The sequence below is a fragment of the Luteococcus struthionis genome (assembly GCF_048595755.1).
GTDB lineage: Bacteria > Actinomycetota > Actinomycetes > Propionibacteriales > Propionibacteriaceae > Luteococcus.
In genome coordinates, this window is sequence record NZ_CP184360.1 from 2456776 (window position 1) to 2482434 (window position 25659).

Annotated in this window: 19 protein-coding genes, 4 pseudogenes and 1 other annotated feature; of the genes and pseudogenes, 21 read left to right on the forward strand and 2 right to left on the reverse strand. The window is 60.2% G+C overall.

Annotation, left to right across the window (positions count from 1 at the left end; all coding sequences use genetic code 11):
* The first annotated feature begins 5 nt into the window (after positions 1 to 5).
* The 17 genes and pseudogenes from ACOAMO_RS11340 to ACOAMO_RS11420 all read left to right on the forward strand — a co-directional run bounded on the left by ACOAMO_RS11340 (position 6) and on the right by ACOAMO_RS11420 (position 16237).
* Positions 6 to 845 (forward strand): IS5 family transposase, encoded by an 840-nt coding sequence (locus ACOAMO_RS11340; protein ID WP_277453581.1) that lies wholly within the window; start codon positions 6 to 8, stop codon positions 843 to 845.
* A 1569-nt stretch (positions 846 to 2414) separates the two neighbouring features.
* Positions 2415 to 4019 (forward strand): sugar phosphate nucleotidyltransferase, encoded by a 1605-nt coding sequence (locus tag ACOAMO_RS11345; RefSeq protein ID WP_420174895.1) that lies wholly within the window; start codon positions 2415 to 2417, stop codon positions 4017 to 4019.
* 89 nt (positions 4020 to 4108) lie between these two features.
* A complete protein-coding gene (locus ACOAMO_RS11350) occupies positions 4109 to 4594 on the forward strand; it encodes an SIS domain-containing protein (protein ID WP_420177020.1) in 486 nt (161 codons plus the stop codon).
* Positions 4591 to 5736 carry a glycosyltransferase family 4 protein gene (locus ACOAMO_RS11355; RefSeq protein ID WP_420174896.1) on the forward strand — a complete coding sequence of 382 codons (1146 nt, stop codon included), beginning with the start codon at positions 4591 to 4593 and terminating at the stop codon, positions 5734 to 5736. The genes ACOAMO_RS11350 and ACOAMO_RS11355 overlap by 4 nt, the downstream gene beginning before the upstream one ends.
* Positions 5737 to 6073: 337 nt before the next feature.
* On the forward strand, positions 6074 to 6535 hold the full coding sequence (locus ACOAMO_RS11360) for a phosphotransferase (RefSeq protein WP_420174897.1): 462 nt from the start codon (positions 6074 to 6076) through the stop codon (positions 6533 to 6535).
* A complete protein-coding gene (locus ACOAMO_RS11365) occupies positions 6532 to 7290 on the forward strand; it encodes a class I SAM-dependent methyltransferase (protein WP_420174898.1) in 759 nt (252 codons plus the stop codon). The genes ACOAMO_RS11360 and ACOAMO_RS11365 overlap by 4 nt, the downstream gene beginning before the upstream one ends.
* A 2-nt stretch (positions 7291 to 7292) precedes the next feature.
* Positions 7293 to 8177, forward strand: a complete 885-nt coding sequence (locus ACOAMO_RS11370) for a glycosyltransferase family 8 protein (protein WP_420177021.1) — start codon at positions 7293 to 7295, stop codon at positions 8175 to 8177.
* A gap of 35 nt (positions 8178 to 8212) precedes the next feature.
* Complete coding sequence (locus tag ACOAMO_RS11375) at positions 8213 to 9451, forward strand: MFS transporter (RefSeq protein WP_420174899.1); 1239 nt, start codon at positions 8213 to 8215, stop codon at positions 9449 to 9451.
* Between the two features lies 1 nt (position 9452).
* On the forward strand, positions 9453 to 10283 hold the full coding sequence (locus tag ACOAMO_RS11380; RefSeq protein WP_420174900.1) for a glycosyltransferase family 8 protein: 831 nt from the start codon (positions 9453 to 9455) through the stop codon (positions 10281 to 10283).
* A gap of 29 nt (positions 10284 to 10312) precedes the next feature.
* Positions 10313 to 10993 (forward strand): HAD family hydrolase, encoded by a 681-nt coding sequence (locus tag ACOAMO_RS11385; RefSeq protein WP_420174901.1) that lies wholly within the window; start codon positions 10313 to 10315, stop codon positions 10991 to 10993.
* A gap of 222 nt (positions 10994 to 11215) precedes the next feature.
* Positions 11216 to 12095 (forward strand): annotated as a pseudogene (locus ACOAMO_RS11390) (IS3 family transposase); the annotation flags it as partial.
* A pseudogene (locus ACOAMO_RS11395) lies at positions 12086 to 13353 on the forward strand (IS30 family transposase); the annotation flags it as partial. The pseudogenes ACOAMO_RS11390 and ACOAMO_RS11395, both read left to right, overlap by 10 nt.
* Before the next feature lie 4 nt (positions 13354 to 13357).
* Positions 13358 to 13675 (forward strand): annotated as a pseudogene (locus ACOAMO_RS11400) (integrase core domain-containing protein); the annotation flags it as partial.
* Between the two features lie 167 nt (positions 13676 to 13842).
* A complete protein-coding gene (locus tag ACOAMO_RS11405) occupies positions 13843 to 14151 on the forward strand; it encodes a hypothetical protein (protein ID WP_420174902.1) in 309 nt (102 codons plus the stop codon).
* A 93-nt stretch (positions 14152 to 14244) separates the two neighbouring features.
* A complete protein-coding gene (locus tag ACOAMO_RS11410) occupies positions 14245 to 14580 on the forward strand; it encodes a hypothetical protein (protein ID WP_420174903.1) in 336 nt (111 codons plus the stop codon).
* A gap of 56 nt (positions 14581 to 14636) precedes the next feature.
* Positions 14637 to 15752: a hypothetical protein gene (locus ACOAMO_RS11415; protein WP_420174904.1), complete on the forward strand. Its 1116-nt coding sequence runs from the start codon at positions 14637 to 14639 to the stop codon at positions 15750 to 15752.
* A 68-nt stretch (positions 15753 to 15820) separates the two neighbouring features.
* The gene (locus tag ACOAMO_RS11420; RefSeq protein ID WP_420174905.1) at positions 15821 to 16237 is read left to right on the forward strand and encodes an HIT family protein; all 417 of its coding nucleotides are present in this window, start codon (positions 15821 to 15823) and stop codon (positions 16235 to 16237) included.
* A gap of 93 nt (positions 16238 to 16330) precedes the next feature.
* Here ACOAMO_RS11420 and ACOAMO_RS11425 read toward each other — a convergent pair whose 3' ends face one another.
* Positions 16331 to 16873, reverse strand: coding sequence for a 2'-5' RNA ligase family protein (locus ACOAMO_RS11425; RefSeq protein WP_420174906.1), 543 nt, complete (start codon positions 16871 to 16873; stop codon positions 16331 to 16333).
* A 622-nt stretch (positions 16874 to 17495) separates the two neighbouring features.
* Positions 17496 to 18658, reverse strand: a pseudogene (locus tag ACOAMO_RS11430) (IS3 family transposase).
* 312 nt (positions 18659 to 18970) lie between these two features.
* Here ACOAMO_RS11430 and ACOAMO_RS11435 point away from each other — a divergent pair.
* From ACOAMO_RS11435 to ACOAMO_RS11450, 4 genes are all read left to right on the forward strand, one after another.
* Positions 18971 to 22444: an RHS repeat-associated core domain-containing protein gene (locus ACOAMO_RS11435; RefSeq protein WP_420174907.1), complete on the forward strand. Its 3474-nt coding sequence runs from the start codon at positions 18971 to 18973 to the stop codon at positions 22442 to 22444.
* 645 nt (positions 22445 to 23089) lie between these two features.
* Positions 23090 to 24318 (forward strand): IS3 family transposase gene (locus ACOAMO_RS11440; RefSeq protein ID WP_420174908.1). Its coding sequence is split into 2 segments (ribosomal slippage): positions 23090 to 23372 and positions 23372 to 24318, totalling 1230 coding nucleotides; the frame shifts between segments, so codons are not numbered across the junction.
* Positions 23371 to 23499: a sequence feature (AL1L pseudoknot), on the forward strand. It overlaps the preceding gene by 129 nt.
* Positions 24319 to 24383: 65 nt before the next feature.
* Positions 24384 to 25058, forward strand: a complete 675-nt coding sequence (locus ACOAMO_RS11445; protein ID WP_420174909.1) for an RHS repeat-associated core domain-containing protein — start codon at positions 24384 to 24386, stop codon at positions 25056 to 25058.
* Positions 25059 to 25427, forward strand: coding sequence for a hypothetical protein (locus ACOAMO_RS11450; protein WP_420174910.1), 369 nt, complete (start codon positions 25059 to 25061; stop codon positions 25425 to 25427).
* The last annotated feature ends 232 nt before the right edge of the window (positions 25428 to 25659 follow it).

Below are 25659 nucleotides of genomic sequence, written 5' to 3' on the forward strand. Positions count from 1 at the left end.
ACCACGTGCCCGTCCTGCCCGGCTTCATCGCCGACCCTCTGTGGGAACAGTTCCGAGCCCTGCTGCCCGAACGCAACATCAACCACCCTTTGGGGTGTCACCGCCCGCGCATCCCAGACCGGGTCGTCTTTGACAAGCTTCTGGCCCGCCTCGTCCTGGGAGGTACCTACCAGCAGCACGCCGATGAGACCTGCTCGGCGACCACGATGCGAGCCCGCCGGGACGAGTGGATCCGTGCCGGCGTGTTCGAGCGGCTCCACCACCTGGCGCTGGAAGCCTACGACCAGGCTGTCGGCCTCGACCTGGACAACCTCGTGGTCGACGGATGCATCGTCAAGGCACCGTGCGGAGGAGAGAACACCGGCCGCAGCCCTGTCGACCGCGGCAAATCGGGTCTCAAGAGATCGGTGCTCGTGGACGGCGGCGGGATTCCGATCGGATGGGTGCTGGCCGGGGCCAACAGGAACGACTCTCCGCTCCTGCGTCCGACGCTAGAGACCCTCGCCGTGTTCGGATTCAGGCTTCCTGAGGTCATGACGGTTCACCTGGATGCGGGCTATGACTCGGCTCGGACCCGGGATCTTCTCTCCGAGCTGGGCTGCACCCCGAACATCACTCCCAAGGGGGTATTTCTGCCTATCAACCACACTCGTCGATGGGTCGTCGAGCGGACCAACTCATGGCACAACAGAGGGTTCTCGGCGCTGGCGAGGGTGACCGACCGGCAAGGGTGCGTGCAGAACGCCTGGGTGGCGCTGGCCAGCGCGATCATCATCATCCGCCGCCTGGTCCGGCAGTCCTGGAAGCGCTACCGGTGGGACTCTCGTCCTGCCCGGTGCCCCTGATCCATACGCCGTCCTATCCGCGCGAGCTCTAAGGAGTCACGGACCAAGGCGTTGTCATCGCACAGGGCGACACGGATATGGGGGAGCACGAACTCACGCTAGCCGAACTCCTCGCCACCATGACTGAGCGGGCATGATTCGTGCCCGTTTGGGCACAAAGACTCCAAGGGTGTAGTGCCACAGATTTCAGCTGAGTCACAGTGGGTGCGTGACCACCCGATCCGGTTCGCACCCTGCGGGAAGCCGGTGGATGTGGCGCTGGTCTGCATATCCCCCCAAAGGAAGGGCTTTGACATGGCCGACAATCCTCGTCCGTCCCGATATCGCCGGGGTCTGGGCCTCATGCTGCCGACGCCGACGTTGTTGTCGTGTGGTTTGACGGGTCAGTGGAGTGCGTTCGCCGCTCTTGCTCATGGTTGTGTCGGTTTGTTCCCTGATCAGGGTGCTGGTGCTTATGTCCCTCCCGGAGATCCTTGTTAACCAAGCACGGGTACAGCAGAACTCCCACCCAGCCCGAAAACAGAACTTATTCCGACCAGGCTCTACACATCGAGGAAGTCTGGGGCCACGCCGAGAGAAGACCAAGAGGGGCGAATGCATCTACCAATGATATCCGTACATGACACACTGCGGGTCGCGGACTTTGAGGCCACCAGTCAACCATGGACACATGTTGTAGAAGAACTTATCAGGGCGTTCAAGCACTACGGCGCGAAGAGCGTCTCCTCTCGCAATATTAGCCGCCTTGACCCGCTCGACTCGCGGCCCATTGTCGCGACCGTGATGGGAGTAGACGATGCCGAACGGCTGCGCATCTACCGAGGGAAGCCTCTGATACTGATTTGCTGGGATGTATGGGAGCCCCAGTGGGTGCGCTGGCTCGAAGTGTTCCGACACCACAATATTTTGGCCATATTCGTCTCGAATGCGCGCGTAAAAAACTTCATAGAAGAAGAGTGTAAGTCAGTCCCTGTGCACTTCTTCTCAGAGGCAATTGATTTAGACCATTTCCCATCAAGCCCCCCTTTACTCCAAGATCGAAAACTAGATCTGCTTGAGTATGGTCGCCGGCACGACGAATGGCATAGGCAAATCGTTAATGGCTCTAGAATGAATATCATACCCAAGCCGTTTCGGCATCTATATTCAAAACAAGTCAGCGGGGAGCTCCGGCAAGACGTATTTCCAAGCAGAAATTCCCTGATAAGTGGACTAGTCGACAGCAAACTTAGCGCTTGCTTTCCCCGTGCTCATACTGCGCCCGAGTCCACTGGATCGGTGGTTGCGCTAACGCCGCGCTATCTCGAGGCGTTCGCCGCTGGCACCCTCGTGATAGGTACGACCCCCCCCGATCTTGCCCTACTACACCCGGATCTCACCGTAATCGAAACTGAACCAAGCAGTGCGGCACTGCAAGTCAGACACACTATTGCGGAGATCTCAAGCTTTCAATCCATAGCGGATCGCAACCAAAATATCATTCGAAAGGTTGGGGGCTGGGAGGTTCGAGCAGCCGAAATCATTAGGATGATTACGCAGCTCGTACTTTAAACTAGAGAGGGAGCAATGATGACTACCAATGCAGTACTAGGGGTTTTGGCCGGTGGAAAAGCAACTCGGCTGGGCTCTCTAGGTCAGACGCACTGCAAGTCGCTCGTATCATCTGGCTCAACGCCGACAATCATTTCACAATTTCGCGCAGCTAGGTCCGCAGGGATCAGGCAGGCGGCCGTCCTGGTCCCAGACCGATGGCGCGAGCAAATGAAACAGTTCTTCAGCGGCCCAGCGGGTGATCTGCTGGACGTACAGGTCCTCACAGAAATGGTCTCTAAAGGCCCAGGTCCAGGGTTCGCTCCTTTGGCAGAGTTCGCCGAAGATCGCCCTCTGTGCGTAGTTCTGGCAGACACCTGGCTTAGCCAGTGGCCAACCGCCGGAAATGACGGAGAAACAGATTGGGTCGCGGTAGCTAGCGCACCAGAATCTCGGCAATGGTGTGTCAGTGACGAGGCTGGGCTCTTTAAGGAGGCGTATGCTAACAAAGGTGACCAAGTAACAATCGGCGCATACCAATTTGAAGACTCTCTCCTTTTGCTTAATTGTGCACTAAAAACAGTCGAAACTAGTAGCACCGAGATCAGCCAGCTTCTAAACCTTTACTCCGCGGCGAGGCCGCTGCATCTACAACCCGTCAATGGCTGGCATGATATGGGCACGCTGAAGTCACTACAGGAAAATCGATCGAAGGTCCTGTTGCATCGACCTACCAATCACTTCACCAGCCACTCGAACGGCTATCTGATTAAATCGTCCGAGGACCCTCGACTTCGCGATGAGGTCGAAACGTTGACTTTGGAATCGTCGAGGGGGCGGCACTTGTTTCCGCGAGCAAAGCGACATGATGATACTTCATATCTAGTTGAGATGTTAGATATGCCCAACTTGGCTTCACTCTATCTCTACTGGGATGCAACTCCTTCGGAGTGGGCACGACGCGTGGAGGAGCTCATTACCGTGTTGCAAGAAGAATTCTGGAACGTACAAGCGCCCGTCCATCGCGATTCGACAGTGCAATGGGCCAAGGAGGCGCTGCTGGAGAAACTATATTCGCGCATCGCAAAGTGGCACAGTCCACTCAAATTGGTGGACTCACTAGAAATTAACAGGCGTGACTATTGTGCAGGCAGTGCATTGCTGCGCCAACTCGCGAATAAGTTGGAAGATGTGTCCCTCCGAGCAACTCCCGCGGCTATTCACGGGGATCTCAATTTTCACAATGTGCTATATTCTGAACGGCATGGCACTTACAGACTCTTGGATCCGAACCCTGGCCTTGATCGTGCAAATGGCCATCGCGTGGGAGATCTTCGCTATGATTTCGCTAAATTGCGGTATTCGTACCACGGTCACTTCGCTAGAATCAACGAGGGCCTTTTTACTATGCGCCGCAACGGCCGGGAAATCGATGCTCCATGGCTCCGTGCAAGTTGCAGGGTCGCAGCTGACAACGCCATGGATGAGGTGCTCTCCAAGTACTCCTCGTTGACCGAAATATCCCTTATCGAGGCAAGCATCCTTCTGGCAGCACCCGCTCTTCATCAAGAAGCGCCCCTTGAGGCAGACGCCCTGTATGTCTCCGGCGTGGTGCTCGCAAACGAAGCGTTGGGCCTGCCGTGAATACCGCGAGCGTAAAAGACGCTGTTGGGCTCGTTTCTGGCTGCCTAGGCGAGCTACTTGCGGGTAAAGAAGGACGTGACCTCGTCGAGATGTTAAACGCTGCTAACGCCCTGCATGTATCAGGCGCAGGGAAGACGAGATACGTCGCTGAGAGGTGCGCGGCGGTGTTGCGCACTCTTACGCTACGAGCCAACTTTTTGCATCCCCAGGAGGCGATGCACGGCGAGCTCAGTAGCGTCCATCGTGGAGACGCCGTACTCCTCATGAGCGCGTCAGGAAATTCACCAGAGCTCGTAGAACTCGCTTCCTGCTGTCGCGCACGCCACGCAACGGTTCTCGCAATCACGCTCAGTCCACAAAATCCGCTGATCGACTCTTCGAATTACACTGTTTCGATTCCGCTAGCAACGCAAGGGACTGACACGATAGTCCCGACCATGGCGAGTATATCGTTGATGCTTATTGGTGACGCCTTGTGTTCCGCTATTGCAGGGGAGGCAGAAGTCGATATCAATGCCATTGCCGAAGGGCACCCGGCCGGGACATTCTTCACCGAGAAGGGATCACCTAAGTGAGGATACTGTTTCTTACACCCAACTACTTCCCGACTATAGGAGGCGCTGAAGCCTATGCAGAGGACCTTACAAGAGCCTTGGCTGATCGGGGCCACGATGTGACTGTGGTCACTCACTCAAACGATCCGCTTCAACCCCGCCTGGAAGCGTCAGGCTTTCACCGTGTGATTCGTGTGGAATCTGGTGCAAGGCCTCACGTTGCTCACTGGGAGGATAGAATTTTTGGACCGCTCGCTGACATTTACCATGTTCTGGCCAACGATAAGTTCGACATCATCCATGCGAATAGCCATGACACCGCTTTGCTCGGCGCGTGCGTGTCTCGCGAGATGGGGGTCCCACTGCTGGTAACGTCCCATGAAATCGACAGAGAGTTCGGCGCCTTTGGTCGAGGCCGAGGACAAGTAATATTCGGACTGGCGCAAGTGGATACATTCATTGCGCCAAGCAACTACTACGCATCGCTGTACAGGCGCATGGGGGCGCCTAGCGTGCGCGCTATCTTGCACGGTGTGGATCGACGCAGATTTACACCAGAGGGCTCTCGTCACTTCCGCGCAAAGCTGGGGATACTCCCAGACTCTCTCCTATTCCTATGCCCCGCCCGGTTCAAAGAGAGGAAGGGGCAATTGGCGCTCGTGACTGCCTTTACGGAGTATTCCAAGCAGTTCTCAAATAGCTACTTGGTCCTGTGCGGTTCAACTAGCTCAGGATCCCTCACATATAGACGGCAGGTTGAAGACACTATTTCACGCTCTGGAATGAGTGGACGAATATTCATTTGCGACAATGTAGAACGAAGTCAGATGTCGGACGTCTACCGTTCTTGTGACGCTGTTGTGCAGCCCAGTCGTGTCGAAGGCCTTGGTCTGGCGGTGCTTGAGGCAATGGCGTCCGGACGTCCTGTTGCCGTTGCCGCCGCACCGGGCCTTGACGAGGTCGTCCCCGAAGCGATGTATGGCGAGCGATTCGATGTCAGGAGTGTCTCCTCGATCAAAGCGGCTCTTGTAGCGCTCTCTGATACCGACCGCCGGCAAGAGCTGGCCGATCGCGCTCTGGGGCGTGTTGCGGCTGTCTTTGACTTCGAGAGAATGGTGGCGGAGACCGAGAATCTGTATGAGGAGGCGATCGAGCGTGACTGATGCACAACCAAGCGATTTTCAACGAGGCCGGTTCGCCGACGCGCGAAGGTCTGGAAACACCGTGGTCCGCCGGAAGGGGCCGGGCGCCCGGAGTGTCCACCGACTGTTGCAGCACTTTGCAGACGCAAATACTTGCCTTACCCCTCGAGTGATCGACGATGGGGGGCCAGACGGTGAGTTTGAACGGCTCTCGTATATTGCTGGCGAGACTGGATATCCCCCCTACACTAAGGAGCTGATGTCGGACTCGGCGCTAGTGTCCGTCGCTCGATCGATGCGACTGCTTCACGACATATCCAGTAGCTTTGTCGTCTCAAAATTGGACACGTGGCATGCTATGGACGCTACCGAGAGCCCGCAAACGGAATGTATCGGACACGGCGACCTCGCACCATGGAATGTAGTTTTCGACCGAGATCGTGTTGTCGGAGTTATTGATTGGGACACGGCGCGTCCCATGTCTCGAGTCTGGGACCTGTCGTATGCAGCGTACCATTTTCTGCCCCTACATCCCATTGAACAGCTGCCGGATTGGGGATGGGATAGTCCACCAGATATTCGGGGCCGAATGCGGTTGTTTATCGAGGCTTATGGGGCGCCTCTCTGCGCAAGTGAGCTAGTGAGCGCAGCGGCGGTGCGACTGGAGGGCATGGCTGTACATATCGAACAAGAGATTGCGCGGGCGAACCCGCTTTACGAGGTTCACCGAGTTGAGGGACATGCGTCGGGGTATCGAGCGGCTGCCTCCCAGCTGACCGATCGGCTCGACCTAGGAGAATTCGAAGGGATAGGTCTATGACTGACACAAGGATTGCGCGATTCGACAGCCAAACCGGGGAATGGCACTTGAGTTCATATGGTGCGTGTCAAGTAGTCAAGGATGTCCTTAACTCGGTCAAGAGCCTTTTGCGCTATTCGCTGATTCACAGTATTCAGGCAAGGAAATTGAGGCGCTATATTTCGGGTTGCAGTGGAACCGTTTGTCTATCTCTCGGATCCGGGCGAAGCGTCCCGAGTCAAGGGGAGTGGATCGGCATCGACTTTAAGAAGGGGCCGGGGATCTTCGGCTGTGATTTGCGGCGAGGAATTCCTATCGAACCTGGCACAATTGACGGGGTTCTAGCAGAGCACATTCTTGAGCATTTCCCCCTAGATGACTTGCCAGCACTTCTCTCGAGTTGTTTAAGGGTTTTGAAGCCCGGGGCCCCTATTCGGATCGTATGCCCGGATGCCGATCTGGTCGCGTCAATTATTGAAAATAAGGATACACCTCGGGTCAGTCAACAGCTGCGTCTTGACGCGAGCCTGCATTCATGGCCATTCGATGATGGCCTTCGGGACAAGGTAATCAACCGAATAGTATACCAGTTCGGGCAACACCGTTCACTTTTGACAGCTAAGTCCGTTCAAAGAGAGCTACTTAAGGCGGGATTCCGGGACTGTGTAGTCCTCACGCCGGATTCCACTCAATACTTCGAACGCGTGCCGACTACTCATTTCGAACGTTTTCCTGATAGTAAGCAGGAATGTTTCGTCATCGAGGCTGTGCGGTAGCGATGGGATGTACCTCGACGATACGGGTTGCGTTGGCATGCGACCAAGACTACTTAGGAAGAGCCGCTGTAACGCTTTGCTCTGTGGTGTTGTCGGCTGACCCTTCGGACGTCATTCAGGCTCACCTCATGGTAGAGGAAGGAGGCCAAGCAGTAGCCCGAGTTCATGTTAGAGCCCTGGAAGAAATTGCATTGAGTAGGGGAATAGCATTCACCTGCGAGGTCGTGACGTATTCTTCCGAGTTGTTTGAAGGATTGCCAACTGGATTCGATCCTGGCGCGGCGTCGATTTTCAGTACCGCTGTCTATGCCCGCCTGCTGCTTCCGCGTGTTGTGCCTGCGACATGGCGGGAGCTGCTCTATTTGGACTGTGACATTTTGGTGCGGGGTAGCTTGAGCCCCCTCTTCTTGATTGATTTAGGTATTCTCCCATTAGCTGCATGTGTAGAGAGGTATGCCCCGACAGTATCCGCCCCCCAAGGGATTGCGAGCTGGAGAGAGCTTGGATTGTCGCCCGACTTACCTTATTTCAACTCTGGTGTACAACTGATGAATCTTTCTGTGTGGCGCGAAGAGTTCATTGGTGAACGGGCTATTGAATACGCAAGGGAGATGTTCGGTCAGTTGCTGCATTTAGATCAGGAGGCGCTGAACGCCGTTGTAGCCGGCAGATTTGCACGGCTGGACGACATTTGGAACGCTACCTCCTATTGGCGAAAGCGAGAAAGACGTGCGACTGCCGCTATGGATATTCTTGACGTTGCGATAATTAGGCACTTTACCGGGCCTTATAAACCGTGGGAACGTGCGGGTTTGAGTGTGCCGCACGCTGAAGAGTATCGATATGTCGAGAGTGTTCTTCGCCTTGCCCTGGGGTCGGCCACGTGAGAGTTGGGGTACGCGATCCTTTGACGTGTTTTTGTGTGAGTGATACGTTTGTTGCGCTTGGCGCTGCAGTGATTTCTGCTAGTCTCCCGGTTGCTGTTCTATCTGGCGGGTTCTCATCGGCCGTTCTTGGATCAATCCTTGCAGCTCGAACTGTTTCATCGCTGAGCTGTCTCCCTCTTGGCGGATATGTTGGTGATCGATTCCCTCGGGTGCCACTCATGAGAATTGCTCTCGCATTGCAAGTGGGTGCGGTTGGCCTATTGGGAGTCGTGGTTTCAGATTCTGATATTTCAAGGTGGATTCCGGTTGGGGCGGCCGTCATACTGGGCGTCGCTGATGCGCTGTTTTTGCCGCCTGCTGCGGCCTTGGTGCCAACGCTGTCACGGTCACACAACCTTGCGCGAATCAATGCCTTGTTGACCGCTCTGCAGTCCATCGCGAGGGTCTTGGGGCCAGCCATCGCAGGGATCATGATCCTCGCTTGGGGGTCACTTACGGTTATCTATTTCGGGGGAATTTGCTACGGAGTTGCACTGTGCTCAGTGCTATTATTACGACTACGCTCGGCTTCTGATCTTGCATGTGACGTGGCGCAAGGTGATTCAAATTGCAACGCTAAGCTAGCTGCGCTTGGGGATGATGGCGGAACGCGTCCTCAGCATGGCCTGCGGACTTGGCGAGCGCTGCTCCCCGTCTCGCTATTGACCCTAGTCTTTAACGTGAGTGTCTGGGGCCCCTACCAGATCTTGGCGCCGGCTCAACTTTCGGCCGCGTCTAGAGTGGATTGTTGGCCGTGGGTGGCAGCAGCATACGGACTTGGGTCTAGTGTATTTGGCGTTCTCGGGATGTTCAGACGAAGTGAGAGTCGATACTCTGTCAAGTTTATGGGTATTTGCATGCTTGCTTGGAGTGCGCCAGCGTGGGTGGTTGCCAGTGGCGGTGGGTCTGCGCTTATCCTGTCGATTGGGTCTGTTGTTGCAGGATTTGCGAGCGGGTACTTCAGGACACGCTGGTCCGTGTACATGCAGAGCGTGGTGCCGACACAGCTGTTATCGAGGGCCGTATCTGGCACGACGATCATCGCTTCTGTTGGGCTCGCAGTGGGTTCAGGAGGCGTGCCCCTCATGATGCAAACAGTTGGCCTCAAACGAGTGCTCTTCTATGGAATTCTGGCAAACTGTGTTGCATGTATCGTCTTTAACGCATGGATATTTTTCAGGCCCGATAGTGACAAATCGCGAGACTATGTATGCGCGGCTAATCGATCGGAGTGAAATGCATGTTACATATGTCGCAGACGAGAATGTTCTGGATCCCCTGGTTGCTTCGCTGACGTCATTGGCTCTGAATGGTTCAGAGTTGGGGACCGTTTACGTAACGATTGTGTGCTGCGGAATGGAAGCCAATGACTTGAAGTATCGCCTGCCGAGACTAGGTGGTCTCGAGATTGGAACGCAGCGTCTAACAGGTGCGGTTCTTGAAGAATTTCCCTCACCGAATAACTCTGTTTCTGGTCACTATACTAGGGCGGTGTACGTTCCGCTCCTTCTTCCGAAGGTCCTACCGAAATCTGTGAACAGAACGATCTATCTGGATTGTGACACCTTGGTCCTGGGCAGTTTGGACGAGCTATGGGGAATGGATTTGGGGGGCCGCGGTATAGCGGCTGTTCGTGATCGCTATGTACAGAATATTTCCTCGAGATTCGGGGTTTCTTTCTGGCGGGAACTCGGGATTTGCCCTGAGTTGAGATATTTTAATTCGGGTGTAATGCTGGTTGACGTGCAGCTCTGGAGACGGGAATCGGTGACAGAGCGGGCGAGGGTGCTCCTTGAGCATTTTGATAATGACATTGAGCAGCATGACCAAGAAGTTCTAAACGCTCTGTTCGCCGGCAACTGGCTTGAGTTGTCGGATGAGTGGAATACAACTAACTTCTGGCGCCGCTCCTCTAGAAGATATTCGTGTGGTGACGACATGCTCGAGCGGGCTATAGTCAGGCATTTCGCCGGGGAGCTAAAGCCGTGGGTGCCTCATGATCCCAGCGAATTGCCTGACGGGTGGAAATACTGGTGGTATTTGAAGCTATTCAAGGGTGAGGAGTAGTGTTAGGTAAGTTGGAGGGTATCCGTGTAGTGAGCTTTGACTGTGGTGGTGTGCTGCTGCAGCCTGATGCGAGTGTATTCGTCGATGTGTGTCGAGGTATAGGAATCGCTCCTGTAGACGAAGCTCTTGTCGAAAGAGCTTTTGCTGAGACCGTTGCGCGGGTCCTCTGTGACAATGAGCCGGCCACCTACTGGTCGTCCGGTCGCGCTGCGAGGTCTCTAGGTGTCGCCCTTAATATCGGGGGAGAGGCGGGTACTCGTGCGTGGTCTGCAGTTCAATCGTTGGCTGAGTCGGGAAGGAGTCTTTGGGTCTCGCTGGATCGTTCAGTCCCGGTGGTGCTGGAGGCTTTGAAGGCCAAGGGGTATAGGTTGGCGGTTCTCAGTAATAACTCTGGATTGTTGCGCAAACAATTGCAGGGTGCAGGTATCGATGCCTACTTTTCTGCTGTTTTGGATTCGCAAGAGATTGGTGTTGGCAAGCCAGCGCCCCGGGCGTTTGAGTGTGTTGCCGAATCTCTCGTGGTTCGAATCGATCAGTGTCTCCATGTGGGGGATGATCCGTACTTTGATGTTGCAGCCGCTACGAGTGCAGGCATGCTGGCGGCTCTATATGATCGACATGGTTTGGTTGAGCCGCAGCGCGAGGGGTTGGTGTTCACGGACTTGGGTGAACTTGCGATGGAGTTAGGTTCGGTAGTCACTACGCCTTGACAGGAGATATCGGTGTGTAGTGCGCCTGCGCCAACTCGGCCGGGGTGATGTGGCCGCAGTATTTGTACATGCGTCGGTGGTTGAACCCAGTCGACCCATTCCGGGGTGGCGGACTCGACCTTATCAACACGGGGCTGATGCTCCTATCTAGTGTCAAGCTGCTGTGAGCCATGAATCGCCCCGGGATGTCCGGAGACTCCGAACTTTGGGAAGGTTGGAGTCATGCCAGGCAACACGAACAAGCGGTACCCGGCTGAGTTAAGGAGCCGGGCGGTGCGGATGTATCACCAGACCCGTCCGGATTACGAGGGTGATTGGCCCGCGATGGTCAAGGTCGCCGAACTGGTCGGGGTCTCGACCCGGAAACCCTGCGACGCTGGGTCCGTGAGGACGAGATCGACCACGGTCAGCGCCCGGGCCTCACCAGCGAGGAGTCGGCCGAGATCAAACGGTTGAAGCGGGAGAACGCCGAGCTGAAGAGGGCGAATGCGATCTTGAAGGCGGCGTCGGCCTTCTTTGCGGCCGAGCTCGACCGGCCAGGGCAGTGATCGTCGACTTCATCCGCGAGCATGCCGAGCGGCGTGAGGCGGAGGGGTTGCGGTGGGGTGTCGAGCCGATCTGCCAGGTGCTCAGCGAGCATGGCGTCGAGATCGCCCCATCGACCTACTACGAGTGGCGCGACAAGCTGCCCACCAAGCGTGAGCAGCGCGACCAAGCGGTCCTGGTCGAGATCCACCGGGTCCACGAGGCCAACTTTGGTGTCTATGGCGCCCGAAAGGTCTGGCTGCAGCTCAACCGCGAAGGGAGTCCGGTGGCGCGCTGCACCGTCGAGCGGCTCATGCGCCAGGCGGGGCAGGAAGGGGTACCTCGTCGGAAGGTGAAGCGGACCACGATCCTTGACCTGGCAGCCCAGCGGCCCGATGACCTGGTCAGTCGCCGGTTCGCGCCGTTGGCGCCGAACCGGTTGTGGGTGGCCGACATCACCTATGTGTCGACGTGGTCGGGCTGGGTCCATGTCGCGTTCGTGAGCGATGCCTATGCCCGCCGAATCCTGGGCTGGCGTTCGGGCACCACGATGAGCACCCAGCTGGTGCTGGATGCGCGCTCGTGGTGGGTGTGTCGATCCCGGTGGCGTCGCGGTGGTTCCGTCACGCTGGCGGCATGCCACCGATCAGTCTGATCGAACCAAGTGGGCGATATCTCAGCTTCGCTGAGCGTGAGGAGATCGCCATCCTGAAGGCCCAGGGCAAGGGGGTTCGCGCCATTGCCCGGGCCCTGGGCCGTGATCCCGGCACGATCAGTCGTGAGTTGCGCCGCAACGCCGCTACCCGAGGCGGGAAACTCGAGTACCGAGCCAGTGTCGCCCAGTGGAAAGCACAAGAGGCCGCCAAGAGGCCCAAGGAAGCGAAGATGGTCGCCAACCAACGGCTGCGTGACTACGTCCAGGACCGGCTCGCTGGGAAAGTCACCCGCCCCGACGGCACCACCGCCGACGGCCCTGACACGCCGGCCTGGAAGGGGTTGAACAAGCCCCACCGGGCCGATCGGCGCTGGTCGAAGGCCTGGAGCCCAGAGCAGATCAGCCACCGGCTGCGCATTGACTTCCCCGATGATGAGTCCATGCGGATCAGTCACGAGGCGATCTATCAATCCTTGTTCATCGAGGGTCGCGGGGCGCTGAAGCGGGAACTGGTGGCCTGCCTGCGCACCGGCAGAGCTCTGCGCTCGCCACGTAAGCGTTCGCGGAACAAGCCCCAAGGCCATGTCACCTCTGATGTCGTCTTCAGTCAACGGCCCGCCGAGGCCACTGATCGGGCTGTTCCCGGCCATTGGGAAGGCGACTTGATCATCGGCACCGGCCGCTCCGCGATCGGCACCTTGGTCGAGCGACACAGCCGCGCCACGATCCTGGTCCATCTGCCTCGCTTGGAGGGCTGGGTCCAGACCCCGCCGGTCAAGAACGGACGATCCCTGGGCGGCTACGGCGCGGTCGCGATGAACACCGCCCTGGCCGCGTCGATCCCAGCCTTGCCGCAGCAGTTGCGCAAGACCATCACCTGGGACCGCGGCAAGGAACTGTCCGCCCACGCCACCTTCGCGCTGGCCACCGGGACCAAGGTCTACTTCGCTGACCCCACAGCCCATGGCAGCGGCCCAGCAACGAGAACACAAACGGGCTGCTGCGCCAGTACTTCCCCAAGGGAACCGACCTGTCCCGCTGGACAGCAGAGGATCTGGAAGCCGTCGCCCACACCCTCAATAGCCGGCCCCGCAAGAGCCTCAAATGGAAGACCCCCGCCGAGGTCTTTGACGAACAACTACGATCACTTCAACACGCTGGTGTTGCAACGACCGATTGAACCTGCCCAGTACACCTCGATTGCGTTGTCGGAACGCCTGGACGAGGCCAGTATCGCCGCGTCGGTCGGATCGGTCGGCTCAAGCTACGACAACGCCCTGGCCGAGACGGTCAACCGGTTGTTCAAGACCGAGCTGATCAAGCCGCAGGGGCCGTGGAGAGGGGTTGATGAGGTCGAGTTCGCCACCGCGGAATGGGTCGACTGGTTCAACCACCGACGCATGTACGAATACTGCGGCGACATCCCACCCGCCGAGCTGGAGCAGGCCTACTACGCTGGCCACAACCAGCCCGTCGAGGAGCTGGAACTGTCACACCACTGAGTCCCCGGACTCACCGGGGCGATTCAGTCCTGCCCTGAGTGCAAGAGGTGTGTGGCGCTTGATGGGCTCGTGTTTCCCCTGGGGTTCGTCCTGGTGGCTGGTGAGCACCGGGGGCGTCGGGTTCGCTTGGGTCTTCGTCAGGGTGGTTCGGGAGGGGGCGAAGGTCGATGGGACGTCAGCAGGAACGGGTGGCTGCGAGGCGAGCGATTCATGAGGCTCGGGTGGCGCGGTTGCAGCAGCAGCGCGAACGGGAGTCGGTGCTGACCGAGCTGGCGGTGCGCGTCCAGGTGGAGCTGCGCACCGGAGCCAAGGCGTTGGCCGAGGCGGAGGCGCGCGCCGGCGCGCTGATCGAGGAGATGGTGACCGTCCACGGGCTGACAGCCACGCAGGTGGCGGAGTGGTGCGCTGGCGGGCTCAGCGTCCGTGAGGTCGGCCGACTTCGACGCCTCACCGCTTCCACCGGAGACGACGAGTAGCGTCTCGGTACCGGGCTTTCGCGAGCACCCGGGTCGCCTGGTGGGTTGTGCCTGTGAACGACGGCCAGGGTGGCCGGGCGGAAGGCGGGTGTGATGGCAACGGTTGATGGCATGCGGAGCCTGGAGCGCGCGGTCGGGTTGTTGCTGACCGCGGCGGAGCGTTCCCGGTTGGCCACGTGGGATCTCGAGGAGCTGGCCGCGTTCCAGCGCGACACGGCGGTGAACGAGGCACTGTGGTCCGCCACCGCACTGTTGGAGCCCGTCGTGGTTCCCGTCCCGGTGGAGGTCGAGCAGCCCGGCGTCCTGGCGGTGTTGGAGGAGGTTGAGCGGGAGCTGCGTCGGTTGGCGATTGGCGCCTATCCCGTGGGGACGAGTGCGGTGGTCGCGCTGGTGTGCGATCTGGTCGGGGAGTACCGGTGCCTGCGCTAAGGCCGTCGGAGGCAGACCGGCTGGCCCGTCGCCTCCTCGTCGACGATCCCGGTGACGTGGCGGCATCGGTGATGGGCTTGGCCTACGTCGTCGACGCTGCCAGCCAGCGAGCCGGACATGACGCGGATGCTGCGTCGATTCTGGAGGTGTCGGCGTCGGCCTTGACGCAGGTTCTCCGGTCGCGTTCCTGGACGACAGCGTCACCGGCACCGGCGATGGTGGCAGTGGCGGACGCCGTCGGTCAGATCAGGCCCACGCATGGTGTGGAGCGTGAGCTGGTGCACGTCACGTACCTGGCGGCACACGCCACGTCGAAGGTCGCGACCAGGGCGGAGGATGCTGAGCTGCTGGGCGCGGTGCGCGCGGTCGAGCTGGGCCTAGATGCTGCCCTGCACGGAAACGCGCCGGACACGCATCGTCCCGATGTCGCCAGTGAGTTCAGCACGGCAGTGATGGAGTGGGCGCGTGCTGTGGATCGCTGTGCTCGGGGGCCGTCGGTGATGACGCAGTTGGTGACGGCCCGGGCCGCGGGTTCGGTGCTGGTCGCGGTGGACGCCATCGCCCAAGCCCAGGCGAGGCGGAGCAGCGAAGCTCTCGTGGACTACAGCGCAGCGATCAAGCCGGCGCTGGCCAGGAGTTTGCGGGCGTGGGGTGAGCATCATCGGCAGTGGGCCAAGCTGATGTCGCCGGGGGAGCGGGTCGACCCCGACCTGATGGCCGCCACCACGAGGCTCATGCGCGCCAGCCGTGACGTGCCCGTTGGCGGAGGCGAGTCGCGGTCCTGGGATGCTGCGGTCACGGCCCTGAGCCTGACGCGGCATGTCGCCGTCGTCAGCAGCCAGCCTGTCCATCCCGGTGCGTTGAAGGCCCCAGCGGAGCTCGTTGCCCCGATGCTGGCAGCTGCACTGCCACCCAACGGCTCCGAGCTGCAGGTCGCGTGGCTCAAGCTCGAGCGCCTCGAGGGCCGCGCGAACGTGACCGTCCCGGAACCAGTGTTGGCGAAGCTGGCCGCGGTGGGTAGCGCGACGGTGCGAGGTGCTGACCGGGCCCTGCAGTCGAGCTACCTCATGCTGAGCCCTGCTGCGACGCCGACCACCGTGCCGACGGGCAGCTCTCGCGCCGTCCCGGATCTGCCTCACGCAAGATCTGCGCCGTCGCCCAGGTGCGTGTGACGTCTGCAGTGCCCAGCGTGTGACTTGATCTGCCTCGTGGGACAGGCCTGGGTCGGTATGGTCTGTTCATGGACTGTGTGTTCTGCGCCATTGTCGATGGTGACCTGCCAGCGAGCCGCGTCTACGAGGATGATCGAGTCACGGCGTTCATGGACATCGAGCCGATCACCCCGGGACACCTCCTGGTGATTCCGAAGCAGCACGCACCCCACCTCGTGGACCTGGATCCAGACGACGCTGCGCGGATGATGACCGTCGCTCAGCGGCTGGCCCAAGCGCTCCGGGACTCGACGATGCCGACAGAGGGCATCAACCTGTTCCTTGCCGACGGCGAGGTTGCCCTCCAGACGGTCTTCCACGCCCACCTGCACGTCATCCCACGCACTCCCGATGATGGAATTGTCCTCGGCGGTGACTTCCAGAGACCCGATCGTGCTGTCCTCGACGAGCAGGCCGATCTCGTCCGCGCTCAACTGCAGTTCTGACGGGCAGGGCGCACTTTCGGCACCGATCTAGTTGCCCGAGGGCATGAGGAGCGCCTCAACAGCGGACCCAGTCTTCTCAACAGAGTGGGGGCGCTACCCACCCAGAGGGAACTCTTCGACCAGCTTCCATCCCGGACGTTGAGTGGCGAGTGCAGGACCGGACCACAACTGGATGGCCGTCGCATGGTGAGCGACGGGGAGCCATGGCAAGACCGCACCCTCGATGCGTCGCAAAGTGTCTGCCCCGCAGCCATGACCGATGGTCAGGTGCGGCTGGATGCCCTCGAACTGGCCGCCGTAGATGGGGTATTCCGGGAACGCGTCTTCGACCTGCCCAGTGAGTTCGATGATCGGCGTGGAGTCATCCGGCGCGAGGAAGAGCACATCATCGCCGAACCAACCTGTCGTGCGGAGCTCGACCCAGAAAGGATTGACTGTCCGAAACAACTCTCGCAGTCGTTCGATGTCCTTGACGGCCATGATGTCGACCGGTTTGAAAGGGTAGGCCACCGTGATGTGGGCCGGGACACCAACTCGAGCCGCGAGGTCAAACTCGGCACGGTGCTCTCTGACGGCACGTTCGGCCTCAGGCACAACCAGCAGCAGGGATGACTCCTGGGGGCTGGCAACGTTCATGTGTCGACTACACCTGAGGCCAGCCGCGGCGTCAACCGCGATCCGGGGCATGAGACGCTCGCCTGTCGCCCGGCGCTACCTCAATCAGCGTTGGATATCAGAGCATGGATGGCTGCAGCGGTCTGCTCAGGGTGGGTTAGCGGAACATGTGCCCTCCAGGGACCTCGAGGTGGACTGCCCCCAAGGCCTGACCGAGTAGGAGCTGCTCGTTGTGGCGCGGGTCGTTGGGTGAAGTCAGCGCCCATGTTCGCGGTCGCAGCGCCACTGGTGTCCCTGGGTCTCGAAGCCGTGCCGCCGCGTCAGCGAGGGGCAGCGGTGCGCCGATTGGTGTGGCAAGTCCGGTCGCTGCGAAACACCGTCGCCTCAGCCAGCGGGCGAGAGGCTGGTTGATGACGGGAACATGGCCAAGAATTGCTAGTGCAGTTGACTGTGCCCGTCTGAGTGGGCGCGGGCGTCTGGGGTCGCTAGGGGCCATGAGTATCAAGTTCTGGTCAGCGGGTGTCTTGGCCAGAGCCGCCAAGGCCCCATGCGAGTGAGCCAACGCAGAGCTGAAGTCGGGGCCCAAGGCATCCAGCAGCGGTGGGACTGCCCCCAGTTTGCTTGACAGTTTCTAGGGGGTAGGTCAGGCGGCCTGGGTGGTCGTCTGGTGGACTGTTTCGAACTCTACTGGGGTGAGCTTGCCGAGGCGCCGTTGACGTCTGCGGCGGTGGTAGGACTTCTCGATCCAGGTGATCATGGCCAGCCGCAACTCGGCTCGACTGGCCCATGGGTGGCGGTTGAGGACGTTCTTCTGGAGCAGGGCGAAGAAGCTCTCCATGGCTGCATTGTCGGGACTTGAGGCGACCCGACCCATGGATCCTGTGAGGTCATGGGTCGTCAACTCGGCCAGAAATGCGTGGGCTCGGAATTGGCTGCCCCGGTCCGAGTGGACGATGCAGCCAGCGACCCGGCCTCGGCGTTGGAGGGCCATCCGCAGGGCGTTGATCGCGATCCGCTTCTTCATGCGCGTGTCGATCGAATAGCCCACGATGCGGTTGGACCAGACGTCCTTGATCGCACACAAGTACAGCTGGCCCTCCCTGGTGCGATGCTCGGTGATGTCGGTCAACCACAACCGGTTGGGGCCCTCGGCGCAGAACCGGCGCTGCACCAGAACATCGTGGACCGGCGGGCCAGACTTGGTCCACGAACCGTTCTTGACCGAGTGGAACGAGCGGATCCGCTGCAGCTTGCAGAGTCGATGGACTCGGTTCTCGCCAGCAGTGATGCCCACCTCGGGCAGGTCATCGGCGATGAGGCGGTATCCCAGGCCGGGGTCCTCACGATGCAGGTCGATCGCCGCGTTGATCAGGTGGGCATCGTCCCAGTCCCGTTGGGAGACGGGGCAGGCGAGCCAGGAGTAGTAGGCCTGGCGGGAGAATCCCAACACCCGGCACGAGACCGCCACCCGCACCCGGATCGTCCCCTCGGCACGGGCCATGTCGGTGACCAAGGGGAACATCATTGTGGGTTGATGTCACGAGACAAGTAGGCCGCGGCGCGGCGCAGGACCTCGTTCTCCTGTTCCAGCAGCCGGATGCGTTTCTTCGCCTCCCGCAGCTCGGCCGCTGACTGGCTCGCGACCGAACCGGCTGGGGCATCGACACGGTCGGCCTAGGCCAGCCAGTTGCGCAGGCAGGACTCACTGATCCCGAAGTCCTTCGCGATCTGGCCGATCGGCGCCTCGCCCTTGCGGGCCACCGCGATCACGTCGTCACGGAACTCCTGGGGATGGGGCTTGGGCATGACATGCATCCTCTCACCAGGCCCTCACGGACCTGAGATGTCAGTGTCAACCAAACCCGGGGCAGTCCCGACTGGCCAGTAGCAGGGATTATGAGCCCGGCGGAATACGGGTTGATTGCGAGCCTTTGTGAAGTGCTCACGGTGTGGTCGAGTATACCCTTTGGGGGGTGGTGGGGTGTCTGGGCGGAGCGGACGATGTGGTCAGGCTCGGTTGTTGTTTCGGGGGCTGCGCGGGTTGTCATTTTTGTTCCAGTGAAGGGATTTGTGATGTCTGCTGTTCGCCCCCCAAGGTCGCGTAGGGTTGTGGGGTTGATGTTGTCGACCGCGACGGTGTTGTCGTGTGGGTTGACGGGTCAGGGGCGTGTGTTTGCTGCCCCGAGTGATGGTGATGATTTGTTTTCGGATGTGGGTGCTGGTGTTGCTGCGCCGGCTGCGGTGCCGGTGCCGCGGTCGGTGAAGGATGCGGTGGCGAAGTCGACGTGGAGGGCCCCTGGCAAGGCGAAGTTGAACAGGGTGCCGAGGGGGAAGGCGCCGGACAAGTCGAAGCGGTGGCGTTACATCGTGGACCGGGAGGGGCAGGCGGCTGCTGCGTCGTCGCGGGTGGCGGATGCGGCTGTTTCGTCGGTGGATGCTGGTGTTGCTGCTCCTGGTCTGGGGGTTCAGGGGTTTTATGGGATGCAGGAGTTCGGGGTGCGGGATGGGTTGAGTGTGGGGGTGAATTTGGGCAACGGTAATTTGGTGGTGCGGGCGCAGGATTTGGCGAACAATGCTCCGGGTGCGGTGATCAGCAATGATCGTTTCTACAATTCGTTGTCGTCGCGCACGGGTGGTTTCGGGCAGCGTTGGGGTTTGGCTGGTGGCCATGATGTGGGGTTGGAGATTGGGGCCAGCCAGATCGTGTTTCGTGGCCAGTCGGGTTTTCGGGCCGTGTTTACCGGGTCGGGGACGTCGTGGACGGCGCCGGCGGGGTTGAATGCGAAGCTGACCAAGAATGTGGATGGTTCGTTCACGCTGGTGGCCAATGGGTCGCGGACCACGATGCGGTTTGATGCTGGGGGCAACTTGACCAAGGTGACGGACCGCAATGGTGTGGGGGTGAGTTATTTCTACGAGGCGATGGTGTCGAAGGCTGGTCAGCGGGTGGCGAGTGCGGCGGATGCGGCTGGTCGGGTGACGACCTATGGCTATGATGCGGCGGATCGGATTGTGAGCATCACTGATTCGGCGGGGCGCACGATGGCCTACTCCTATGATGCGTCGGGTCGGTTGTCGGTGGTGAAGGATCCGTTGGGGCAGCAGACCCACTATGGCTATGACGCCTCGGGGCGTTTGTCTCGTATCCAGACGGCTCGCACTGTGGTGGTCGATGTTGCCTATGACACCTCGGGGCGGGTGGCCTCGGTGAGTCGGTACACGCAGTTGGGTGGTGCCGGCACCCAGCAGAGCACTCGTTTCGTGTGGAATGCGGGGTCGACTGTGGTGAGCAATCCGTTGGGTAATCGGTGGACCCATAGCCTGGACAGTTCTGGTCGGGTGACCACGGTGGTTGATCCGATGGGTGTGACGAAGAACCGCAGTTGGACGTCGAACTCGATGATCGCCTCGGCCTGGGAAGCCGATGCGACCGCGATCACGAAGTTCAGCTACGACACCAACAACAACCCCATCAAGGTGTCGATGCCCACCGGCGCCTCCAGCGGTGCGTCCTACAGTGCCGGAGAGTGTGGGGTGACCACCACCTCCGGGACCGCGACCGATCTGCAGCAATGCAGCACCGATGATGCGGGCAACACCACCCGCTACCTGTACGACGCGGCAGGCAACCAACTCTCCGCGCAGGACACGACGGCGGACGGTGGGGCGAAGGTCCAGAAGACGTATGCCAAGCCCGGCTCCACGGACATTGCCACGAATTGTTCGAAGTTTGCGGGGCAGTTGTGTTCGGTGACCAATGCCAAGGGCAACACCACTCGTTACCTGTATGACGATCAGGGCAACCTGGTCAAGGTCACGCCGCCGTCGCCGTTGGGTGTGGTCAGTTACACCTATGACTCGTTGGGGAGAGTGACCTCGGTGACCAAGGGCAGCGGCGCCACGAACAGTTATGAGTACGACGCGGCCGACCGGTTCGTCAAGGCGACCTATGGTGCGACGCCAGCGGGGCCACAAACCGAGCAGCTGCGGGTGCATGATGCCGATGGCAACCTGCACAACATTGATGCCCAGGTCTTCGACTACGATGCGCAGAACCGGTTGTCGAAGGTCACCAATGACAAGGGACAGGCCCGGTGGGTGGGTCGTGATGGTGCCGGCAACATCGACGTGATGAGCGTGGTGGGTGCTCAACCCACGCGTTATACCTACAACAAGGCCAACCAGATCACCTCGGCGGCATGGAACCAGACTGCGTGCCCGTTGGAGGGATCGGCGAATGCGAACCTGCCGAGCGGGTGTGTCAAGTTCGGGTACAACAGCACCACTGGGCGGTTGTCGACGCAGGTCTTCCCGGGCAATGTGACCACCACCCCCACCTGGGATGCTTCTGGCAGGATGACCAGTGTGACCTCCGCTCGTGGCGGGGCCAGCCCGCAGACCCTGTTGGCCCAGTCCTATGGGTATTCGGTCGGCGGCGCGGATCGGGTCAATGTGCAGACCATGGTGGATTCCACGGGTGACTTCGTGCCGGCCGGGGCTACCACCACCTATGGCTACGACTCGATGAACCGGTTGACCTCGGCGGTGGAGAAGACCACCACCGGGGCGGTGAATGCGTCGTTCACCTACGCCTACGACCTCAACGGCAACCGCACCCGTCAGACCATCAGCGGTGCCGGGGCCGGCAACAGGGACAATGCGTTGGCCTCGACGCGTACCTTCGACCACAACCGGGCCGACCAGTTGACCGTGGCCGATGGCAGCACTGACGGATTCGGCTGGGACGCCAACGGTGACGAGACCGCCTCGCGTGGCTGGTTGCCCGGCAGCGTGCGCGGCCGTACCGCGGTCAAGACCAGCAGCATCGGTGACGTGGCGCAGTGGACACTGCCCGACACCAACCAGGTGTTCAACTTCACCCACGCCCAGGTGTTGCCCACCGGGACACGAAACCTCACCTGGGCCCATGACCAATCCTTCACCTACAACCCGGTCGGGATGGACTCCTACACCAGTCCCAACAACCAAGGACAAGTCTCACTGTTCACTCTGCCCACCGGGCAGACCCTCGGCTACCAGGTGGGTGGGAAGATGATCTACTTCCACAAGGACCGTCAAGGCTCGGTGCTGGCGATGAGCAACGATGCCGGCGACAAGGAAGCCTTCTACCGCTACGACCCCTACGGCCAACCACGCGACTACTTCCGCTGGAGCGACGAGGCCAAAGCCAACATCCTCATGTATGTCGGACTGCCCCGTGACTTCTCCACCGGCCTGATCCGCATGGGAGCGCGCTGGTACGACCCGTCGATCGCACGCTTCACCACCGCCGACCCCAGCGGTCAAGAACAAAACCCCTACCTCTACGCCGCAGCCAACCCCATCAACAACGTCGATCCAGATGGTCTCTACAACTTTGAAGATGCCGCAGGAACGATCGCTACATTCTCAGGGGCAGGGGCAGGATTGGGAGCTACAGCTGGTTGCATAGGAGGAGGAATTAGTGGAGGAATCGGCGGTTGCCTCGCAGTAGGTGCGGTGGGCACAGCTATGGGGACAACGGCAGGAACTATGATCGGAGTGGGCCATGCATTGGGGCGCGCAGCAACAGAGAATGGGTGGCTCGATTGAAGCGTTTACAGTGCAATCCAGAGGTAGACCGAAGATTCAAGCATTCCTTGCTGCCGATTGCAATCATCAGCCTCATCGCGGGATTCATCGCTGGAGCAACCAAGCCATCAACGGAGATCGCGATCCTCTTGCTTGTCCTGATCCTGGTGCCATCAATTGGTTGGGTGTCGGCGCCACTGTGGAATAATAGTCGATGTGATCATAAGTAGAAGAACTACCCCAATCACCCTCGTCTACGTGCAATAGCTAGCGCCCTAAGGAAGTGCACAGTATTTTGTGATTCAAATCTTGAGCGGGCTGTCATCTGATGATGGCAGCCCGCTGCATTCTGCAATCGTGTGTGGCTGGTCACGAAGTGCAAAGGCTGCGCCGCTCAGGTGTTCGAGGCAATTCCCCATAGTCCTGTTGCTGACTCCATATTGCTAAAGCGGGCGAGGATGGGTTCGCCACGCTTGGCAGAGCCGACATCCAGCCCTATGTATTGAGTTGTCGGCGGTAGGTGTCGGTGGCCCAGAGGAGGAGGATCTTCTCTTGGGCGTCGAAGCGGAACATGGGCCATGCCACTTGGACTGCGGTGAGTTGGGGGATGAACTTTGAATCGCCCCGGCATGTCTGGAGAGTGAATTCGTTGAAAGGATCACTCTCATGGCACGTCCTTCGAAGTACCCGCTCGAGTTGCGCCAGCGGGCTGTTCGTCTGGTGATGGAGTCCCGCGAGGAGCACGAGACCGAGTTCGCCGCGATCAGGTCGGTGGCTGCGAAGTTGGGGATCACCTCGCCCGAGACGCTGCGCAAGTGGCTGCGGCAGGCCCAGATCGACCAGGGCGTCCGCCCTGGGGTGACCAGCCAGGAATCGGCCGAGCTGAAACGGCTGAAGCGGGAGAACGCCGAGCTGCGCCGCGCGAACGAGATCTTGAAGGCAGCCTCGGCTTTCTTCGCGGCGGAGCTCGACCGCCCCGGCAGGTACTAGTCGATTTCGTCGACGCCCATCGTGGCCGGTTCGGGGTCGAGCCGATCTGCAAGGTCCTGCGTGAGCACGGCTGCCAGATCGCCCCGAGCACCTACTACGAGGCCCGGGCCCGTCGGGTCTCGGCCAGAGCCCGCCGTGACCAGCAGCTCGTCGACCTGATGCGCCAGCTGCGCGAAGCCAATCGGTTCCTGACCCGCTTCGGTGCGCGCAAGATGTGGATCTTCCTGCGCTCGCAAGGCCATGATGTGGCTCGTTGCACGATCGAGCGGTTCTACCGCGCCGAGGGCTGGCAAGGGGCGACGCGTCGGCGCAGGTTCAAGCCCATGCCTTCGGACGGGGCCCCGCGGCCGGCTGACCTGGTCGATCGGGGGTTCTGGGCGGCTCGGCCGAACCGGTTGTGGGTCGCGGACTTCTCCTATGTCCCGACATGGTCGGGAATGGTTTACGTCGCGTTCGTGATCGACGTGTTCAGCCGTAGGATCGTGGGCTGGCGCGCCGCTACCCGCATGACCACAGACCTGGTCCTCGACGCGTTCGAGCACGCCTTGTGGTCACGCCAGCAGCACGGCATCACGCGCCTGGACGGGTTGGTCCACCACACCGATGCCGGGTCGCAATACGTCAGTTTTGCCCTCACCCAGCGGCTGGTCCAGGTCGGCGTCGATGCGTCGGTCGGGTCGAACCACGACCCCTACGACAATGCCCTGGCCGAGTCCACGATCGGGTTGTTCAAGGCCGAGCTCATCCGCCCCGAAGGACCGTGGCGCAGCGTCGAGCACGTCGAGCTCGAAACCCTGCGCTGGGTCGACTTCTACAACACCATCCGTCCCCACGAGGCCCTGGACGACCTCACCCCGATCCAGGCAGAAGACCTCCACTACCATCGACCCAGGCTCACCGCCTGAGCCACCAAACCAAGTCTCCGGAAACTCCGGGGCGGTTCAAATCCTTCACCTACAACCCGGTCGGGATGGACTCCTACACCAGTCCCAACAACCAAGGACAAGTCTCACTGTTCACTCTGCCCACCGGGCAGACCCTCGGCTACCAGGTGGGTGGGAAGATGATCTACTTCCACAAGGACCGTCAAGGCTCGGTGCTGGCGATGAGCAACGATGCCGGCGACAAGGAAGCCTTCTACCGCTACGACCCCTACGGCCAACCACGCGACTACTTCCGCTGGAGCGACGAGGCCAAAGCCAACATCCTCATGTATGTCGGACTGCCCCGTGACTTCTCCACCGGCCTGATCCGCATGGGAGCGCGCTGGTACGACCCGTCGATCGCACGCTTCACCACCGCCGACCCCAGCGGTCAAGAACAAAACCCCTACCTCTACGCCGCAGCCAACCCCATCAACAACGTCGATCCAAGTGGTCTCGGATGGACATCCACATTGGCGGGCGCTGGTTTTGGTAGCCTCGCTGGAGGATTCGCCCGTGGTGCATGTGGGGTGATGCTCTACTGCCATGCAGGTGGTCTCCTAGTCACGACGGCGGCCACCTTCGCGGCAACAGATATGACGGGTGGATCCTTGAGTGAATCCGCACAAGCCGCCGGAGGCGCCGCAGTGGGATACATCGCCGGAGGGCTTGGAGTACGTGCAGGCGAGAAGTTCTCCGCCATGCGGAGCATCGGAGGTTAAATGAAGACCTACATCACCATCATGAGGGCGCTGACCTTCCTTGGGCTTGCGCTTGGTCTTTGCCTCGCGGTAATGACGCCTATCAACGAGTGGTTTTTTGGCCTGCTCCTATACGCCATGCCCTTGGCGCATTCTATTCGTCTCGTGAAGAACCCGTCGCAAGCCCACTTCGATATCGGGGTCGAAGTTGTGCGAAGGTACCTCTGGTTGGGCCTAGCCCTCAGTGCTGGGCTCATCGCAACAGGTGCGTCTCGGATAGGTCTAGATCCTAGGGGTGAACGGGCAGTATTGTATGTAGTCGCCATCGGGTTGGTTCCAGCGATGATTTCGTTTGGAATTCTGACTATCGAGAGTCGACGGGGAGAATGATGGGGATTCAGACAATCTCGCACGCGCTCAGATGAACCACTCAATAGAACGGGCGTTGCGTTGGCGCAATCCGCCAGCGCAACGCCTGTTCTATGCGATTTCTGGCTCTTGGGACTTGGACCCGAGCGGACTGGCCAATATGGAAGATTTCTCCAATGGTTTGACTCAGTTCGCTGCGGGACAAGTAGCCAAGGGGTTTTGTCTCGCTGCGGGCGCGGCGGTTGCTGGCTGC

Coding starts and splice junctions, on each gene's coding strand:
- ACOAMO_RS11370 (WP_420177021.1), top strand. CDS start 7,293: ATGGGATGTACCTCGACGATACGGGTTGCGTTGGCATGCGACCAAGAC.
- ACOAMO_RS11350 (WP_420177020.1), top strand. CDS start 4,109: ATGTTAAACGCTGCTAACGCCCTGCATGTATCAGGCGCAGGGAAGACG.
- ACOAMO_RS11410 (WP_420174903.1), top strand. CDS start 14,245: ATGGCAACGGTTGATGGCATGCGGAGCCTGGAGCGCGCGGTCGGGTTG.
- ACOAMO_RS11405 (WP_420174902.1), top strand. CDS start 13,843: ATGGGACGTCAGCAGGAACGGGTGGCTGCGAGGCGAGCGATTCATGAG.
- ACOAMO_RS11445 (WP_420174909.1), top strand. CDS start 24,384: ATGGACTCCTACACCAGTCCCAACAACCAAGGACAAGTCTCACTGTTC.
- ACOAMO_RS11420 (WP_420174905.1), top strand. CDS start 15,821: ATGGACTGTGTGTTCTGCGCCATTGTCGATGGTGACCTGCCAGCGAGC.
- ACOAMO_RS11435 (WP_420174907.1), top strand. CDS start 18,971: ATGTTGTCGACCGCGACGGTGTTGTCGTGTGGGTTGACGGGTCAGGGG.
- ACOAMO_RS11360 (WP_420174897.1), top strand. CDS start 6,074: ATGGACGCTACCGAGAGCCCGCAAACGGAATGTATCGGACACGGCGAC.
- ACOAMO_RS11380 (WP_420174900.1), top strand. CDS start 9,453: ATGCATGTTACATATGTCGCAGACGAGAATGTTCTGGATCCCCTGGTT.
- ACOAMO_RS11425 (WP_420174906.1), bottom strand. CDS start 16,873: ATGAACGTTGCCAGCCCCCAGGAGTCATCCCTGCTGCTGGTTGTGCCT.
- ACOAMO_RS11365 (WP_420174898.1), top strand. CDS start 6,532: ATGACTGACACAAGGATTGCGCGATTCGACAGCCAAACCGGGGAATGG.
- ACOAMO_RS11345 (WP_420174895.1), top strand. CDS start 2,415: ATGACTACCAATGCAGTACTAGGGGTTTTGGCCGGTGGAAAAGCAACT.
- ACOAMO_RS11450 (WP_420174910.1), top strand. CDS start 25,059: ATGAAGACCTACATCACCATCATGAGGGCGCTGACCTTCCTTGGGCTT.